Consider the following 17539-nt stretch of genomic DNA (forward strand, 5'->3'; position numbering starts at 1 on the left):
ACAAGGGAAACAAAGAGATGATGACCCGGGAAGTCTATGTCGATGAAACCGATATTGAAGCGATTCAGGAAATTCTGAGCTATGAACTGCCGTTTGATATCCAGATGATTCCAACAAACAACAAAGTCAATGTTAAAGATGCTTTAAGAAGCATCAAGAAGTGAGGAGGAGAAACAATGACACTATTCCAGGCTATTTTGATTGGATTCGTTGCTTTTGGCGGATTATTAGTAACTGAAAGCGGCTGCGGGCTGATGTTAAACCGGCCGATTGTCTTAGCGCCGATCGTGGGGTTTATTCTCGGTGATTTGTATGAAGGGTTAATTATGGGAGCTGCTTTGGAATTGATTTTCTTAGGTGTTGTTTCAATCGGCGGATCAACACCTTCGGATTCAACGATGGGCTCCATATTAGGGACAGCGTTTGCGATCAGTATGAATCAAGGCGTGGAAATCGCTTTAGCGCTGGCGGTACCGATCGGGTTATTAATGCAAATGGTACAGTATCTAGTTTATTTCATCCGTGCTACCCAGATGTCGAAAGTCGAGGTTTATGCTGAACAGGGGCAATTCAATAAGATTACACGGCTGCATTTTGGAAGCATTCTTATTTTTGCGATTATTTATGGTTTCATCGCCTTTGCTTCCTTGCAATTCGGCGTTGAATTGATGCGGAATCTTGTCGATCAGATTCCTCAGGTTATATTGGATGGGCTGGATGCGGCAAGTATGATGCTTCCGGCCGTCGGATTTGCGCTGCTGATGAACATGCTTTGGGATAATCGGCTCTGTGTTTTGTTGTTCTTTGGCTTTATTCTGGCGACTTATCTCAATCTGCCAATCATTGCGATCGCCGGCATTGCTTTAACGATCGGCGTTCTGCTGGTGGCGCAGGATATGAATCATAACCGTAAACTACCGGAAATCAGTTTGCCGCAGGGGCAGGATCAGGCAGAGGAGGAATTCTTTAATGAGTAAATTTGAAATCACTCCGCAGGAGAAGAAGCTAACCCGTCAGTTATTTTACCGTTCATTTGCTTTGGAATGTTCGTTTAACTTTGAAAAAATGCAAGCTTTAGGATTTGCCTGGGCGATGTTCCCTGCTATTCATGAATTCTGCGGCACCCAGGAGGAACAAGTGGAAGCCTTAAAAAGACACACCGCTTTTTTCAATGTCACTCCGCATATCAGTACATTTTTACTCGGTATGGCAGCTTCCATGGAAAAAGAGGCCGCTGAGAAAAAAGCGATGGATCCCGCTGCAATCAATGCGATTAAGGTTTCTTTGATGGGGCCGCTCTCCGGAATCGGCGATTCCTTTTTCTGGGGAACATTCCGCGTTATCGCGGCGGGTGTGGGCATCTCGCTAGCTCAGCAGGGCAATGTCTTAGGACCGATTCTGTTCTTAATTCTGTTTAATGTGCCGCATTTAGTGCTGCGCTACTATTGCACAGTTTGGGGTTACGTCTTGGGGTCTAAGTTTATTCAGACATCCTATGAAAATGGTCTGATTCATCATATGACCAAGCTGGCAACCGTCATCGGGTTGACGACGGTAGGCGCCATGATCGCTACGATGGTCAGTTTTAATATCGGTCTGACCGTTCAAATTGGCGAAATGGAATTGGTAGTTCAGGAGATCTTCGATCAAATCATGCCGAATTTACTGCCGCTATCTTTAACGATGGCCGTCTTCTATGCGATCCGAAAAGGAATCAAGGTGAATACCATTATCATCGCGATCTTTGTTATCGGATTGTTAGGTACTTTCATCGGTCTGTTGTAAGGAAAATGATTTATGAAATTTGAAAATTATGAAATCTGGACGCCCCAGGGAGCGGTAAAGGGAACGCTGGAAATCAAGGACGGAAAAATTGTTGGCCTCTATCCAGATTTACAGTCAGGCGAAGATCATTTCAAGCAAAATAAGATTTTGCCGGGACTGATTGACATTCATACGCATGGTTATTTGGGTTATTCCGCTCAGTCTGCGGATCCTGAAGAATTGCATGGTTTAGCCAGGGCAATGACCTCAATCGGGGTTACTGGATTTTTTCCAACAGCCGGCGAACATTTTGATAAGGAGTATGAGAATCTTTCTGCTTTGGCAAGCGTTATTGATGAACAGAGGCGGACGGAGATTAAGGATGAGGCGCAGATCTTTGGAATCCATATGGAAGGGCCTTTTCTGAATCCGGCAAAAAAAGGCGGTTTCGCACTGAGTCAATTATGTGAGCCCTCTGTCGATAAACTCCGTTCTTATATTTCTGCAGCCGGCGGACATTTGAAGTATATGACCATCTCGCCTGAAATGGATCCTGAAGGAAGTTTGATGCGTGAATGTCAGAATCATCATATTCTGTTATCCGGAGGTCATACGACCGCTACCTTTGAAGAGTATAACCAAGGGATTGTTTTAGGCTTATCGACATCAACGCATACGGGGAATGCGATGTCTCCGATTGACCGCCGGGATGGCGGAGCTTTTGGCGCTGCATTGCTTTCAGAGGCTTTGTATAACGAGATCATCTGCGACTTTGTGCATGTATCGCAGGAAGTATTGGAAATGATGTTCAGAATTAAAAAAGGAGGGATGGGGAAGTTTATCATGATTTCCGATTCAGAATCTCTGTCCGGACTCCCGCGAGGAAATTACCATGAAAAGGGGCGGCATTATACTGTGACGGATGAAGGCAAGCTCGTGCTTGACGATGGCGTTTTAGCAGGAAGTGTAACCAATATGCTTCAGGGGGTTCGCAATTGTTATCGAAAACTCCACAAATCAATTCCTGAAATTTTAAAAATGACGTCTGAGAATCCTGCGGCATTATTTGGTTTAACGACGAAAGGGAAGCTGCTTCCGGGAATGGACGCTGATTTCATCATTCTGGATGACGAGGATCGTCTGATCCAGACCTATGTGAACGGCGTATGCGTATTCGATCATCATCAGGAAGCAACGGTTAATCCGCGGTTCATAGCTCAGTTACAATGAGACACCGCTGAAATCTTGCTTTGGCAGAGGCGTTTCTCGGAATTCATTTTGTTTCATTCTGAAATAGTGAGTCAGTATGACTGCGCCGCTGAAAAAGGATAATGAATAGCTCTGTTGATTATTTTAAAAACTGAAATCAGGCTGAAGCTGAAGGCCGATTTCAGTTTTTTTATTTTTCGGAGATCATAAACTTAATTAAGCTGAGATTGATTGAAAACTGGTGAATCCGTCATGGCAACCAGTTTTTTTCAAATGTTAAACTCAGGCCGCACAGCGACAGAGCGGGGGAGATTCACATACAATGGAAATGAAAAAAGGCTGAGCTTTCATGGAGATGAAGCGTTGTCGTCACCAATCTGAGCTATTCGTCACTGATGAAACGTGTCGCTGACAGTGCCAAAATGATCTGAATTTAGGCAGTCAGTGTTGAAACTTGATGAATGTAAAGACAAATCGGGTGAATATCCTATAATGAAGCCATCAGCCGATCAGAACGAGGTGAATGGGATGAATAAAACAAAAGAGGAAATTCTCATCTGGCTGAAAAACCAGACCCGGATTTACGGTTTGACGCAGCTGGAACGGTTGACGACCCGGAATATCGCCGCACAGCTGAATCTGTCGCGCACCTTGGCGAGTCAGTATCTCAACGAGCTGTGCAAGGAAAACGCGTGCGTCAAAATCAGCTCCCGTCCGGTTTACTATCTGGCGAGGCAGGAGCTGGAAACAAAATATCAGGTGACGTTGATCGACGAGGAATATTTCAATGTCGCCGATCTGGTTCAGGCACTTTCCCGGAAACCGTACCAGGTGCAAAACTTTGAAAAAGTAGTCGGAGCCGACGGCTCTTTGGCCGGCTGCATCGCGCAGCTCAAGTCGGCCATGCAATACCCCAGCGGTCTGGCGGTGCTTCTGGAAGGCGAACGCGGCAGCGGACGGCGGTTTCTCGCACAGTCGGCGTTTGAATTTCTCACGGATCAACATCTGAATTCGGCCGCCGCCCGGTTTGTGCGCTGGAGCGTCAGTGCGGAAATGACTCCTGAACGCCAGCTTGCCGAGCTGTTCGGCGAGGAACAGGAGGGCACGGTGCGCTCGGGCTTGATTGAAAAAGCCGGAGATGGTGTCATATACCTGACGGAAGCCGATCAGCTGAGTGCGGAATGTCAGCTGAAGCTGGCTGAATTGATCCGCTCGGGCACCTATACCCGGGCTCGCCAAACGCAGCCGGTCTTGACGAATAACGCCCGCTTTATTCTATCGTTGGCCAGCCGGTCTGCGCAGGCGCTGCAGCCTGAGCTGCTGCTCAGCATCCCGGTTCACTGCCAGGTTCCCGCTTTTTCCCGCCGTCCGGTCCAGGAACGGGAAGAACTGGTGATCCAGCTGCTTTTGAAGGAACAACGTAAGCTGAACCGGGAGATTAAAATGTCCGCGCGGCTGTTTGGAGCGCTGTGCGCCGATCTTCCGGGACTGAATTTAGCGGAGCTGAATAATGGTTTAAAAACGATGTGCGCGGCCGCCTATTCTCAACATCCGCAAGAGCCGGTCATCGTGTTAAAAGCGATGGATCTGCCGCCGGAGCTGCTGGGCCGCTTACCGTTAAGCCAAGTCCGCAAGCCGTCGGAGTCAACGCCATTGCCGATCGAACAATTCCGCCGTCAGGATGGCAGCGATCAGATTTTAAAGCTGTTCGATCATCTGCTGGAAAGTCACCGGCACTATTATAACGAACACCGCGTCTTCGCCCAGTTTCTGGAGCAGGGACTGACGCGGATGCGGGAATATTACGACACGATTATCTTTTCAACCAAGGAGGAGGACAGCCGGCTGGTCGTCATCGAAGCTCAGATCCGCCGTGAACTGGAAACGCTGGATCTGGATCAGCGGCTGACGCTGCCGCCGAACTGCAGCTTTGTGCTGGCCCGGATGACGTGCGCACTGGCGCGAATTCATTCCAGTCTGGCCGTCTGGGAAAGTCAGCGGCAGGAAGCGATTCAGGGCTGCCTGAACACCTTGCGTCAGCAGCTTCCGGAGGCAACGGCGTTAGCGGAGTCGCTGACTGAGAAAATATGCGGATCGCTTGAATTGCGTTCCCAGCCGTTAAACACGATCTTTCTGACGCTCAACATCCGCTTTTATAACCAGGAGCCGATACGCCGGCAAAACTGCGGCATCATCATCAGCCACGGCTATTCGACGGCGTCCAGCATCGCGGACGCGGCGAACCAGCTGCTGGGAAAACGAATTTTCGACGCGCTGGATATGCCGTTAGATACGGAGGTCGGCGAGATCGAGAAAAAACTGAACGAGTTTATCCGCTTCCATTCTTACCTCCGCTCGATGATCCTGTTGGTCGATATGGGATCACTGGAAGGAATTGCTGAGCATCTTGACTGTCCGATGGAAGTCGGCGTGATCAACAACATCTCAACCGGACTCGCGCTGGATATCGGAATGCGCTTAAGTCGGTGCGAACCGCTGGAAACGATTTTGAAATCAGCGTGCGAGAGTTATCAATGCCGGTACCGGATTCTGGCGCGCAAGCAAAAAGAACGGGCGATTCTCTTTACCAGCGATATTTCGGTGAAGATCAGCGGCAAGCTGGCGGAGCTGTTCGCCCGGTCGCTGCCCCGTCCATTAAATATCCGGTTTATTGAAGCCGATTACGCGACGCTGCAGTCACCGCAAGAACGGCAGGTCTTATTCGACCGCTACGAGGTTCTGATTCTGATCGGGCCGTTAGGTTTTCATCCGGAAAACGTCAATACGATGGCGCTGGAGGATATCGTCAGCTTCCGCTCAATGGAGCCGCTCAATCAGGCCTTGGAAGGTGAGCTGGACGCGGCGGAGCTGGAATTGTTTCAGCAGCAGCTGTTAAAGAACTTCTCACTGCAGAGCTTGATGGAAAATTTGACGATTCTCAATCCCGCGCGTCTGTTGGATTGTGTATACGAAGCGGTCAGCGCGCTGCAGCGGCAGATGAACCGGCGCTTTCAAAGCCGGACGCTAGTCGGCATCTATATTCATGTCAGCTTTCTTATCGAACGGTTAGTGACCCGCACGGCGATCGAATCGCTGGCGGATCTGACGCCGTTTGTCCAGGCTCACCGCGATTTCATCGAACAGGTCAACGCCAGCTTCGCACCGCTGCTTAAAAATTACAACGTCAGCGTTCCGATCGACGAGATTTCCTATCTCTACGACTATATCGAAAACGACCGACAGGACCCTTCAGGGGTTTAACTTTCAGGAGGAAAAATGATGAGAGAAATCATTCTGGCTTCGCACGGCGCGCTGGCATCGGGCATGGCGGATACCGCGCGGATGATCATCGGCGATGATCCGCATCTGAGCACGCTGGCCTTATTGCCCGGCAGTCATCCCGATTGCTTAAAGCGTCAGATCGAAGAACGGCTGGCGGCAGGGACCGCCGACGAATTTCTGATTCTGACCGATCTGTGGGGCGGCAGCGTCAACAACGCCTTGCTTGCCCTGGCGCAGGATCCGCGCGTGCATATCGTCGCGGGGATGAATCTGAATCTGGTGCTGCAGCTGTGTCTGAGCCCTGAACCGCTGGCCCAGGCGATTCCTGCGGCGCTGGCGGAAGCCCGGCAGGGGATGATCTACGGCAATGCCGTCCTGGCTTGTCCGCCAACGGAGGACGAACTGTTCTGACGCGGCCGAAACAACCGGGAAACAACAAGGAAATTCACCGGAGCGATCCGGAGGATAAAAAAGAAAGGAGGCGTGACAATGATTAAAATGCTGCGGATTGACGATCGGCTGCTGCATGGACAGGTGGTCTTCATGTGGACGAAACAGCTGAACATCAAAGGCATCATTGTGGCCAACGATGAGCTGGTGACGGATCCGATCCAGAGCTTAGCGATGAAGCTGGCGGTGCCGGAGCATCTGAAGCTGCTGATCAAGACGATCGACGAGGCGGCCAAGCTGATCAACGATCCCCGTGCGGCGGGCATGAACATTCTGGTCGTGATGAAAAATCCGGTCGATGCGGCGCGTTTGCTGCAAAAGATTGAAGACAAGTCGGTCATCGAACGGATCAACATCGGCAACAGCGGCCGGATCGACAAAGGGGACCGGATGATGATGACCAAGGAAGTCTATGTCGACGATGCGGACATCGCGGCGATCGAAGAAATTCTGGCAGCCGGTCTGCCGTTTGAAATTCAGATGATCCCGACGAGCAACAAGGTTCAGGTCAAAGAGGCGTTGAAAAACGTCCGGAAATAGGGAGGACTGTTTATGACACTGGTTCAAGCACTTCTGATCGCCCTGGTGGCGGCAGCCGGTCAGGCGGCGGGGGATATCGGCGGCAACGTCATGGTTAACCGGCCGATTGTTCTGGCTCCGCTGGTCGGCGCGATCCTCGGCGATTTACAACAAGGGTTAATCATGGGCGCAGCGCTGGAACTGATCTTCTTAGGCGTGGTGTCGATCGGCGGCGCAACACCGTCGGATTCCAACATGGGGTCGGTGCTGGGCACGGCCTTCGCCATGAGCATGCACCAGGGCGTGGAGATCGCGCTGGCGCTGGCGGTTCCGATCGGAATTCTTCAGCAGATGGTCAAATATCTCGTTTATTTCTTCCGTGCGACGACGATGCACAAGGTCGAGGAATTCGCCGAAGCGGGCGATTTCGGGAAGATCACGCGCTTCCATTTCGGTCACTGCGCGCTGTATGCCGCGCTGTACGGTCTGATCGCGTTTGTTTCACTGCAGTTTGGAGCCGGAGCGATGCAGGCGCTGGTCGAGAAAATCCCGGCGATCATCATCACCGGCTTGGGCGCGGCCAGCCAGATGCTGCCGGCTGTCGGCTTCGCGTTATTGATGAACATGCTTTGGGATAACCGGCTGTGCGTCTTCCTGTTCTTCGGCTTCATTTTATCAGTCTATCTGAATCTGCCGATTATCGCGATTGCCGGCATCGCGGCGACGATCGGAATCGTCATGATCGTTCAGGATATCAGCGCATCCCGCACTCCGCGGATGGCGGCGCAGCCGGATGCCCAAAGTGAAGAGGAGGCGTTCTTCAATGAGTAACGTGATGAAATCCGATGAGAAAAAACTGATCAACCAGCTGTTCTGGCGCTCCTTCGCTTTGGAAGGCTCGTTCAACTATGAAAAGATGCAGGCGCTGGGCTTTGCCTGAGCGATGTTCCCGGCGATCAAGCTCTATTGCAAAACGCCGCAGGAACAAGTCGAAGCGCTGAAACGGCATACCGCATTCTTCAACATCACACCGAACATCTGCACGTTCTCGTTAGGCATGGCCGCGTCGATGGAAAAAGAATACGTCGAGAAAAAAGATATGGATCCTTCGACGATCAACGCGGTCAAGGTTTCCCTGATGGGGCCGCTTTCGGGCATCGGGGACTCGTTTTTCTGGGGAACTTTCCGCGTCATTGCGGCGGGCGTCGGGATTTCGCTGGCGCAGCAGGGCAGCATTCTCGGCCCGATCCTGTTCTTGCTTCTGTTCAACGTGCCGCATCTGATCATCCGGTATTACTGCACGATCTGGGGCTATCAGCTGGGCTCGAAGTTTATTCAGACTTCGTATGAAAACGGTCTGATTCAGCACATGACCAAGCTGGCGACGGTGATCGGCTTGACGACGGTCGGCGCGATGATCGCGACGATGGTAACGTTCAACGTTGGGTTTACAGCGCAGATCGGTGAAACAACGCTGGTGCTGCAGGAGGTCTTCGATCAGATTATGCCGAAGATTCTGCCGCTCTTATTGACGCTGGGAGCCTTCGGTGCGATCCGCAAGGGCGTCAAGGTCAATACGGTGATTCTGGCAATCTTTACGTTCGGTTTGATCGGAACGCTGATCGGTCTGTTATAATAAGGTTAACCCGAAGCGGCTCGTTCCAACTGGGCCGCTTCTTCAACTGGGAAAGGAGTTGACGACATTGGGCAACGAAACAGTTTCATTTTACAGCCGCCGGATCCTGACGGAGCAGGGCATGGTGGAAGGGGTGCTGCAGGTCGCGGACGGGAAGTTTGCGGGTCTGATCGAAAATCCAAATCCGGCGCAGATCGCGGCCGCCCGGGACTTTGCGGATCAGCGGATCTTCGCGGGCATCATCGATCTGCACAGCCACGGCTATCGCAGCTGGTCAGCCAAAACGATCGACAAGGCGGAAATTCAGGGTTTATCGAAAATTCTGCCTTCGATTGGAGTCACGGCGACGCTGGCGACAACCTCGGGCTGGAAGGCGCATGAAATGGAGATGCTCAGCGCGATCGCGGAGGCGTTGGACGAAGGTGTAACCGGGGCGCGGATTTTAGGCATTCACATGGAAGGGCCGTTTTTCAATCCCGACAAGCACAACGCGACGCCGCGGGAAGAAGTCATTCTGCCAAGCGTGGAAAAGTGCGAGGCGTATTGGCAGGCGGCCCGGGGAAAGATCAAGTATATGACGCTGGCACCGGAAATGCCGGGCGCGGCGGAAACGATTCATTGGCTGCGGGAACACGGGATTGTCGCGGGGGCCGGTCATACCCTGGCGGATGACGAACAAATGCGTCAGGCAGTCCGGAACGGCATCCAGGTGTCGATCCATACCGGCAACGCGATGCGCCAGATCGACCGGCGTGATATCGGCGCTTTGGGCGCGGCGCTGCTGGATCCGGAGGTCGTCTGCGAAATCATCTGCGATTTCTATCATCTTGCGCCGCGGATGCTGGAAATCATGTTCCGGGTAAAGCATAATTTTGACAAATTCATCATGATTTCCGACTCCGACACGCTCTCCGGGGTGGAACCGGGCACCTATTTCGCTTATGGCAAGCGCGTCCACGTGCATTCCGACGGACGGATTCTGCTGGACGACGGCACGATTTCCGGCAGCTCGAAATATGTTCTCTACGGGATGGAAAACCTGATCGAAAAACTGGGGTTAGCACCGCATCTTGTCAGCCGGATGGCGTCGCTGAATCCGGCCCGGCTGTTGGGGATCGAAGCGCAGAAGGGTTCGATCGCTCTGGGGAAAGACGCGGATTTCTTCATAATCAACGACCGCTACGAGGTTCAGGAAACGTGGGTCGAGGGGCGGCGGGTCTTTACGTCCGCGGATCCGATTTTGACCAACGAGCATTTTTCACAGTTCTGTCAGAAGCTGGACTAAACGAAAAGGAGAAAGAAATTCATGAAAATACGCTGCAATGAAATCGTAACCCCGGCAGGCGTGATCGACGGACTGGTCATCGTGGAGGATGGAAAGATCACCCAGCTTGTGCCGGCGGCTGAGTTGAAGGAGGAAGCGTGGGATGAGGACTGGCGCGGGTACAAGCTGCTGCCGGGACTGATCGACATTCATACGCATGGTTATTACGGCTATTCGGCCTTGTCGACGAAACCGGAAGATTTTCACGCGCTGTCCAAACAGATGGCGGCGATCGGCGTGACGAGCTATCTGGTGACGGCGGGTGATCACAATGAGACGGAAATGGAAAATCTGGCGGCGATCGCCCAGGCGATCGGCGAACAAAAGCAAGGCTTAAACGGGGAAGCGCGGATGCTCGGCATTCACATGGAAGGACCGTTCCTCAATCCAAACCGGCGCGGCGCGTTTCAGCCGGAAGAGCTGCTTCCGCCCTCCATCGAGAAAATGCGGGCTTATATTGAAGCCAGCCAGGGCCAGATCCAAACTATGACGATGGCGCCGGAGCTGGATCCGCAGGGCGAACTGATCCGTTTCTGCCGCAGTCAGAACGTCTTGCTCAGCGGCGGGCATACCGTCGCGACGTTTGCGGAATATAACAGGGCGATCGAACAGGGGCTGGCGTGTTCAACCCATACCGGCAACGCGATGCGGCAAATGGACCGGCGCGAACCCGGCGCGTATGGCGCGGCGCTGCTTTCCGATCAAATCTTCAGCGAGGTCATCTGCGATCTGTTTCATATCAGTCAGCCGATGCTGGAAATCATGTTCCGGATCAAACCGATGTCGCGCTTTATCATGATTTCCGATTCCGGGCCGATGAGCGGACTGCCGGCGGGCGTTTATACGATCCGCGGACACAAACGGACGATCAGCGAAGCGGGGCTGGTGCTGCTGGAAGACGGAACGATTGCGGGCAGCTCCAAAAACATGCTTTACGGCGTCCGGAATCTGGCGGAAATACTGCTTAAACCGATCACAGAGATCGTTAAGATGACCTCGGAAAACCCGGCGGTCTTGTTCAGCCTGCCGCATAAGGGTTCGATTGCCGCAGGCAAAGACGCGGATCTGATCGTTATCGACGCTGATTTTCAACTGATGAAAACCTTTGTCGAAGGCCGCTGCGCTTATCAAAAAGGCGACGTCCTGACGGTCAATCCGGATTTCCTAAAAACCAGTGTTGCTTAAGCCAAGCTTGAGAAACCCGAAGCAACAAGAAAGAAAATCCAATAGAGGCTTCCATGATCACAATATAAAAACTGGCCGTGCAGCGTTTTATTTCCAACGTTGCACAAGCCAGTTTTTTCTGTGTTTTTAATGGTTAAGTTTGTTCAAGTCCGATTTCACAGCTTGGATTCAGGCTTGATTGTGCGCTTTCAGCTGCCGGTTCAGCAGGTTCACCCGGCGCTTCATCAGACTGTATTCAATCAGCCAGATCGCGGCATAAATTGCGAAGAACAGGCCGAAATAACAACCGAAACCGATCAGCGTGTGCGGCATCCACCACATGAAGTAGGCGATCGGCAGCGTTCCGGAAGAACAGACGATCAAATGAACGAGCGTTTGCTTGAGTAAGCTCCAGCTTTCGATGGACCAGATCTGACTGGCAGCCGCCCAGATCGCGCCGTAAAGCATCGAACAGAGCGTCTGCAGGAGCATCGCGCTGACCTCCGAGCCGCAGAAGGCGATCAGTTCCGGGACCACCGCGTAATAGTACCCGTTGTTGTGCATCAGCGAGATCGCAAGCGTGATCAGCGTGGAAAGGGCCACGCCGACAAGCGCTCCGAACAGACCGGTCAGGATCATTTTCTTTTTCATGATTTCACCTCATATTCCACATGTTTGTTTGATTTTAGAAACGTAGCGCCGGGAAACGTAAGTCTGCACGCCGTTGGTCAGCGTTACGCAGATCGTCCCGGAAAAGCTTAAGTCAAAATGGTTCACCTTGCTCAGATTGATGATTTCCGAATGGGAAATCCGGACGAAATCCCCGGGGCTTAACCGGGCCTGGACTTCCTGCAGACTCAGCCGGACGATAAACCGGCCTTTCTCGGCTTCCGCAATCGTTTTCTTTTCCTGGGCATAGATGCGGATGATTTCCCGGGGCTGAAGCAGGACGAGTTCATCCTCCTGAAACCCCGCAAGATATGCGGCGGGCGTATTGGATAAGGATTGAATCAGTGTCTGGATTTCGTCAGTAACCTGACGGGTGACGACGATGAGCCGGGGTTCGCCGCAGTTCTCGTCGATTTGAATCTCAACCTTCATGTTCATCACTTCCTTTGGCTGTTTTCTTGATCTGATCCTAGTATAGCGGAAATCCTGGCAGGATTCACCCGCTTTCCGACAGACGGTCGGTTTTGCGGGTCAACCGGTTAAATTCAGGGGAAAAAGAAGATGAAAAAGGATGAACGCTGAAACTGTGAAAAGATGAAACAAAACAAGGAAAGAAATGCGTGAAAAAGAAAGGTTTTCATTCAAATTTAAGCCGGGTTTTGATATAATGAAAAACAAGGTTTAAAAAAGGGGAAAAGGAAATGAATTCAAAACGAGGACAATGGGCCAGTAATCTGGGCTTTATTCTGGCCGCGGCGGGCAGCGCCGTCGGCTTGGGCAATATCTGGAAGTTTCCAGGCAAGATCGCAGCGTATGGCGGCGGGGCGTTCTTGCTTTTGTATGTGCTGATCGTTGCGCTGATCGGTTTGCCGGTGATGTTAGCGGAATTATCCATCGGCCGGGCAACGCAAAAGAACGTCGTCGGCGCGTTTCACAGCCTGAACCGGCGCTGGACCTTCTGCGGCGGTTTGGGGGTCGTCACGTTATTCGTGATTTTATCGTATTACTGTATTGTCGGGGGCTGGGTGACGAAGTATGTCTTTGTTTACTTAACAGGCGCGCATTTCCCGGCGACAGCCGCGCCGTTTCAGGATTTCTTCGTGCAGTTTATCAGTGCGCCGGTCGAGCCTTTGATCTGGGGTGCGTTGTTTTTCGGTTTGTGCATCTTCGTCGTGGTGCGCGGAGTTTCCAGCGGTATTGAAAAATTCAGTAAGTTTCTGATGCCGTGTTTGTTTTTGCTTCTGATTGCGATCGTGTTCCGGGCAGTCACGCTGCCGGGGGCCTGGGAAGGCGTCAAGTATCTGTTTGAGATCCGGCCGGAAGCCATCAACGGCGATACGCTGGTCGCGGCCCTGGGGCAGGCTTTTTTCTCACTGTCAGTCGGGATGGGCATTATGGTGACGTATGGATCGTATGTGCCGAAGAAAGAGAATCTGCTGCGCAGCGCCGTGATGATCTGCATTCTCGATACGCTGGTCGCGGTTCTGGCGGCGTTGGCGATCGTCCCGGTCGTGTTTGTCACGATGGGCGCCGAAGGGCTGGGCATGGGCGGCGGTTTTGCGTTTATGGCGCTGCCGGAGGTCTTTGCGATGATGCCGGGCGGCGGATTGTTCGGTCTGGCTTTCTTTCTGCTTCTGTTTCTGGCGGCGCTGACCAGCGCGATCAGTATCCTGGAAAGCTGCACAGCTTTCCTGAACGAAGAGCTGCATTGGAGCCGGCTGAAGTCGACGCTGCTTCTGGCGGCGCCGATGAGTCTGTTGAGCATCGGGTATTCGCTGTCGCAGAGCGCGGAGCGTTCGCTGAATTTGCCATGGCTGGATTGGAAGCACGGGCTGCAATGGCTGCCGATGAACGCGGTCATGGAAAAGTTCACCGATAACCTGATGATTCCGTTAGGTGCGTTGTTGTTCTGTGTGTTTGTCGGCTGGATCTGGGGTTCGCAGAAAGCGGCGAAGGAAATCAGCGGTGAGGCGCAGAAGCCGTTTAAGCTAAAGAAATATTGGAGCTTTACCGTGCGTTATATCGCGCCGGTCGTGATTTTAGTCATTTTGTACTTCACGCTGATCCAGGGGCAGGGGCTGTCCTAAACGAAAAAGAAAGCAAACTGCCCTCAAAGAAAGAGGACAGTCTGCTTTAAATCTGAACGGTTGGCCGCGATGGGAGATTAAGCCCGCATCGCGGCTTTTTCATCGGCCAGGATAATCTCCTGCATCCGCAGATAACGCTTCTTCACAAGCTCGCGGACAACCGGGTGATCGCTGAGATAATCCAGAATCAGCTGCATCCGCTGAAGGTTGGGATTGATCTGAAGCAGCTGGCGGACCGCCGGAGTCTGAAAATGAGGCCGCGCTTCTTTCCAAAACCAGCGGTATTGATCCTTAACGGACATCGGCAGCTGGAAGCTTTCCTGGATCGGCAAGGGTATTGTTTCTAATTCGATCAGATCGTCGAGCAGCGTGTCAGGCTCAAGATCCGACCAACGGAGCGATCGTAAAGCTTGCAGCTCTGATTTTGGCAGGGTAGCCTGCACAAAGGTGATGACCTTGCAATTGTGAAGCGGTTGCCCCGGTCTTTCTCTCGCCTGCAATTTTAGAAGGTCAAGGGTCAGCGCCTTGATCCTGATTTTGACTGAACGATAGGCACTGACGATCTGCATTCCGATCAGGCAGGAATCGTCGGCGATCATTGCCAGGCTGATCGATTTTTCAGCTTCGATGGTTTCCGGGCTTACGAAAATCCGGGAGATCTTGCCTGTCAGCGGATCCCTTTCCCCGGGGTAGCCGCTGAAAATGATTTTAAAAAGAAGATCGTTGGTCAAAGTGAAATACTCGTTGAGTGAAGGCTGATTCATCGGGATAATCCCTCGCTTTCCTGTTTAGGTGAACTTTTCATCATAAAATCACGCTCTCATTGCGGCTTTTTCTTCCTCTTGAATGACTTCCTGCATCCGCAGATAACGTTTTTTCATCACCTCGCAGATTTGTTTCTGATCGCTGAGCCTGTCCAGATTCCGCTGCATGACCTCAAAGACCGGATCCATCTTGAATAACGCTTTGATGATCGGCGACTGGGTATGCGGGCGGGCTTCTTTAATAAACCAGCGCCATTGATCTTCCTGACAGAGCGGCGGGGTGAAGCTTTCGTCCTCCGAAGGCAGCGGTATGACAACCATCGTGAGCTTGTCTTCAAACGGCGTAAACAATCCGAAATCCGATAAATGCAGAGTCCGCGGTGTTTTCCAGGTTTGCCGTGATCCGGGGTTCTGGACAAAGGAAACGGCGACGACCGGCTGCGCGTCCTCGATTTCTTTGATGCCGGGGGATTGTGCGCCGAGCAGCTCGCTGGCCAGATCCTTTGTCCGGAGATGCGCCGACCGCCAGGCGGTGACCGTTTGAACGCCCAGGGTCATGAAATCGCCGACTTGGAGGCCGACGCCAATGGAATCTGCGGAATTCATGGTTTCAGAATCAATGGAAAAAACCATTGTGGAACCGACATCTTTATTTATGGAATGGGGTACGCTGGAGACGATTAACTTGAAAAGTAAATCGTTGGTAAGGGTAAAGTACTCGTTGAGTGTTGGCTGTGTCATTGTTTGTCCTCGCTTTCTAACTTTAATATTGCGGTTTTTTTCAAAAAGCCTTGCTGAAAAATAAAAAAAGTTCATTTTTTTTCCAAAAAGTGAGTTTTTGTCTGAAAATAGTTACATTTGGGCATAAATTGAACTGAATTTTCCGGTTTGGATCCAGCTTAGAATGTAAGTAATGAATCATGCCAGGTTTGACTGCCTCCACATAACCTTGCCGGGATAACCTCGATTTAAAAAAACAATTTAAACAGAAGGGTTGCGCTATCTTTCTTAAAGGCAGAGGAGAAGGGGAAACCGGTCATTCTTGATTTACCATGAAAATGAAAAAACCTTCCGTGGTTGACGGAAGGTTTACGATTCGGTTTCAAGAAATTCAGCGTTTAATTTAACGGAACTTCCGGATTGGTCTGAGTTTCGCCGTTTTCATTCTGCGGAACTGTGGTATTCTTCTTTTCCTGCAGGGTCAGAGAAACGGTAACTGTGGATCCGCCGCGGCTGACCATGATTTCCACGGTATCGCCGACAGCGTAATTGTCTAACGCCGCGCTGAGATCCGCAAAGGATTCGACGACCAGGTTATTGATTGAAATGATCCGGTCGCCTGCCTGCAGTCCGGCTTTGTCCGCCGCGCTACCGCTTTCTACGTCCGTGATGTAAACGCCTAAGCTGCTGACGCCGTACTGCATCGCGGTCTGCGCGTTTTCAATGCTCAGAACGGTAACGCCCAGCGCCGGCCGGCCAGTGACATAACCGTTGGCGATCAGCTCCTGCGCGATCTTGCTGACAAGATTCGATGGAATCGCGAAGCCTAAGCCTTCGACGTCGCTGCCGCTGGATTTGGCGACGACCATGCCGATCAGTTCGCCGCGGGAGTTGAATAAACCGCCGCCGGAGTTGCCCGGATTAATCGCCGCGTTGGTCTGAAGCAGCGTCATCTGCTGATTATCGAGCGTGATCGAGCGATCCTTGGCGCTGATGATGCCGTTGGTCACCGTACCGCCCAGCTCGCCTAACGGATTGCCGATCGCAACGGCGGTTTCGCCGACATTCAAATTGTCTGAATCACCGAAGGTGACCGGTCTCAGTCCGCTGGCATTGATCTTCAGCACCGCCACGTCGGTCTTGCTGTCGGTGCCGACCAGCACCGCGTCGTAGGTTGTACCGTCGCTGGTGCGGACCTGGATCGTTGAAGCTCCGTTGATCACGTGGTTGTTGGTAATCAGATAGCCGTCTTCGGAGATGATCACGCCGCTGCCGGCGCCGGTCTGCACGTACTGCTGCAAGAAACTGCTGTTGGTGACTTTTTCCGTCTTAATTTCTACGACGCTCGGCTGATTCAGAGCGGCGACCTGCTCGACGCTCATCTCGCTGCCGGCCGAAACCGGCTGGACTTCCACCTTGCCGGCAGTGGAGCGGTACAGCGTTGTGGATGAACCGTTCATCTGATTGGCCAGCAGCCCGCCGCCGAAGCCGATGCCTCCGGCCAACAGGCCGCAGCAGAGAAACCCGGCGACCATCGTCCGTTTCATTGATTTGCGCTGTTTCGCTAATTCTTTCAGCACGGGATCGGGTTCAGGCTGGACATGGATATGTTCGTAGCGGGGTTGTTCCTTGGCATCCGCGCTTGTATGTTCCTGTGAGGCAGCGGTCATGCCGGCTTCATTTTCACAGTGATTTTCTTCTGGGATTCGATTTTCATGATTTTCATTCATCATCATCACACCTCTTTCTTTTTACGATTCTTATTCTAGCCCGGGGATGTGATTTCATATTGACTGAAACATGAAGATTAGGTGAAGGCTTAAAGATTTTGACGTTCACTTTCCTCGATCTGGAAAAAAAGTTCACGCATGACGGGAAATTCTCGGATATCCGCGGGTCAGGCGGCAAAGCACCGTTAAAAAAAGAAGCGCCGGAATGTCCGGGCTTCTTT

General features: G+C 52.1%; 15 protein-coding genes and 1 pseudogene. 11 read left to right on the forward strand and 5 right to left on the reverse strand.

Translation table 11 applies throughout. The features are described 5' to 3' along the window. Positions 1-176 precede the first annotated feature (176 nt). From HOLDEFILI_RS13435 to nagA (HOLDEFILI_RS13480), 10 genes and pseudogenes are all read left to right on the forward strand, one after another. Positions 177-977 carry a PTS mannose/fructose/sorbose/N-acetylgalactosamine transporter subunit IIC gene (locus HOLDEFILI_RS13435; RefSeq protein ID WP_006060317.1) on the forward strand — a complete coding sequence of 267 codons (801 nt, stop codon included), beginning with the start codon at positions 177-179 and terminating at the stop codon, positions 975-977. Continuing rightward, the gene (locus tag HOLDEFILI_RS13440) at positions 970-1785 is read left to right on the forward strand and encodes a PTS system mannose/fructose/sorbose family transporter subunit IID (RefSeq protein WP_006060318.1); all 816 of its coding nucleotides are present in this window, start codon (positions 970-972) and stop codon (positions 1783-1785) included. Before HOLDEFILI_RS13435 ends, HOLDEFILI_RS13440 begins: the two co-directional genes overlap by 8 nt. Positions 1786-1797: 12 nt before the next feature. Further along, complete coding sequence (gene nagA / locus HOLDEFILI_RS13445) at positions 1798-2994, forward strand: N-acetylglucosamine-6-phosphate deacetylase (RefSeq protein WP_006060319.1); 1197 nt, start codon at positions 1798-1800, stop codon at positions 2992-2994. Between the two features lie 507 nt (positions 2995-3501). Next, on the forward strand, positions 3502-6234 hold the full coding sequence (locus HOLDEFILI_RS13450) for a sigma 54-interacting transcriptional regulator (RefSeq protein WP_039865048.1): 2733 nt from the start codon (positions 3502-3504) through the stop codon (positions 6232-6234). Between the two features lie 18 nt (positions 6235-6252). Beyond that, the gene (locus HOLDEFILI_RS13455; protein ID WP_050766990.1) at positions 6253-6666 is read left to right on the forward strand and encodes a PTS sugar transporter subunit IIA; all 414 of its coding nucleotides are present in this window, start codon (positions 6253-6255) and stop codon (positions 6664-6666) included. 78 nt (positions 6667-6744) lie between these two features. Beyond that, positions 6745-7245 (forward strand): PTS sugar transporter subunit IIB, encoded by a 501-nt coding sequence (locus tag HOLDEFILI_RS13460; RefSeq protein WP_006060323.1) that lies wholly within the window; start codon positions 6745-6747, stop codon positions 7243-7245. 12 nt (positions 7246-7257) lie between these two features. Then, positions 7258-8055 carry a PTS mannose/fructose/sorbose/N-acetylgalactosamine transporter subunit IIC gene (locus HOLDEFILI_RS13465; RefSeq protein WP_006060324.1) on the forward strand — a complete coding sequence of 266 codons (798 nt, stop codon included), beginning with the start codon at positions 7258-7260 and terminating at the stop codon, positions 8053-8055. A 4-nt stretch (positions 8056-8059) separates the two neighbouring features. Then, a pseudogene (locus HOLDEFILI_RS13470) lies at positions 8060-8860 on the forward strand (PTS system mannose/fructose/sorbose family transporter subunit IID). 67 nt (positions 8861-8927) lie between these two features. After that, positions 8928-10145 carry an N-acetylglucosamine-6-phosphate deacetylase gene (gene nagA, locus HOLDEFILI_RS13475; protein ID WP_039865050.1) on the forward strand — a complete coding sequence of 406 codons (1218 nt, stop codon included), beginning with the start codon at positions 8928-8930 and terminating at the stop codon, positions 10143-10145. A gap of 21 nt (positions 10146-10166) precedes the next feature. Next, positions 10167-11369, forward strand: a complete 1203-nt coding sequence (gene nagA, locus HOLDEFILI_RS13480; RefSeq protein ID WP_006060328.1) for an N-acetylglucosamine-6-phosphate deacetylase — start codon at positions 10167-10169, stop codon at positions 11367-11369. Between the two features lie 168 nt (positions 11370-11537). Here the strand turns inward: nagA (HOLDEFILI_RS13480) and HOLDEFILI_RS13485 are convergent, their stop codons facing one another. Further along, positions 11538-11999: a DUF3021 domain-containing protein gene (locus HOLDEFILI_RS13485; protein WP_006060329.1), complete on the reverse strand. Its 462-nt coding sequence runs from the start codon at positions 11997-11999 to the stop codon at positions 11538-11540. A 9-nt stretch (positions 12000-12008) separates the two neighbouring features. Beyond that, positions 12009-12449 (reverse strand): LytTR family DNA-binding domain-containing protein, encoded by a 441-nt coding sequence (locus HOLDEFILI_RS13490; protein ID WP_039865052.1) that lies wholly within the window; start codon positions 12447-12449, stop codon positions 12009-12011. A 269-nt stretch (positions 12450-12718) separates the two neighbouring features. Between HOLDEFILI_RS13490 and HOLDEFILI_RS13495 the strand changes: the two genes are divergently transcribed. Next, a complete protein-coding gene (locus tag HOLDEFILI_RS13495) occupies positions 12719-14104 on the forward strand; it encodes a sodium-dependent transporter (RefSeq protein ID WP_006060332.1) in 1386 nt (461 codons plus the stop codon). Positions 14105-14181: 77 nt separating this feature from the next. Here HOLDEFILI_RS13495 and HOLDEFILI_RS13500 read toward each other — a convergent pair whose 3' ends face one another. The 3 genes from HOLDEFILI_RS13500 to HOLDEFILI_RS13510 form a co-directional block, all read right to left on the reverse strand. Next, entirely contained in the window at positions 14182-14868 is a 687-nt protein-coding gene (locus tag HOLDEFILI_RS13500) for a hypothetical protein (RefSeq protein WP_006060333.1), read from the reverse strand. Between the two features lie 48 nt (positions 14869-14916). Continuing rightward, positions 14917-15609, reverse strand: coding sequence for a hypothetical protein (locus tag HOLDEFILI_RS13505; protein WP_156788948.1), 693 nt, complete (start codon positions 15607-15609; stop codon positions 14917-14919). Between the two features lie 377 nt (positions 15610-15986). Next, positions 15987-17321 (reverse strand): S1C family serine protease, encoded by a 1335-nt coding sequence (locus HOLDEFILI_RS13510; RefSeq protein ID WP_208854977.1) that lies wholly within the window; start codon positions 17319-17321, stop codon positions 15987-15989. Between the last annotated feature and the right edge of the window lie 218 nt (positions 17322-17539).

The sequence above is a fragment of the Holdemania filiformis DSM 12042 genome, assembly GCF_000157995.1.
GTDB lineage: Bacteria > Bacillota_I > Bacilli_A > Erysipelotrichales > Erysipelotrichaceae > Holdemania > Holdemania filiformis.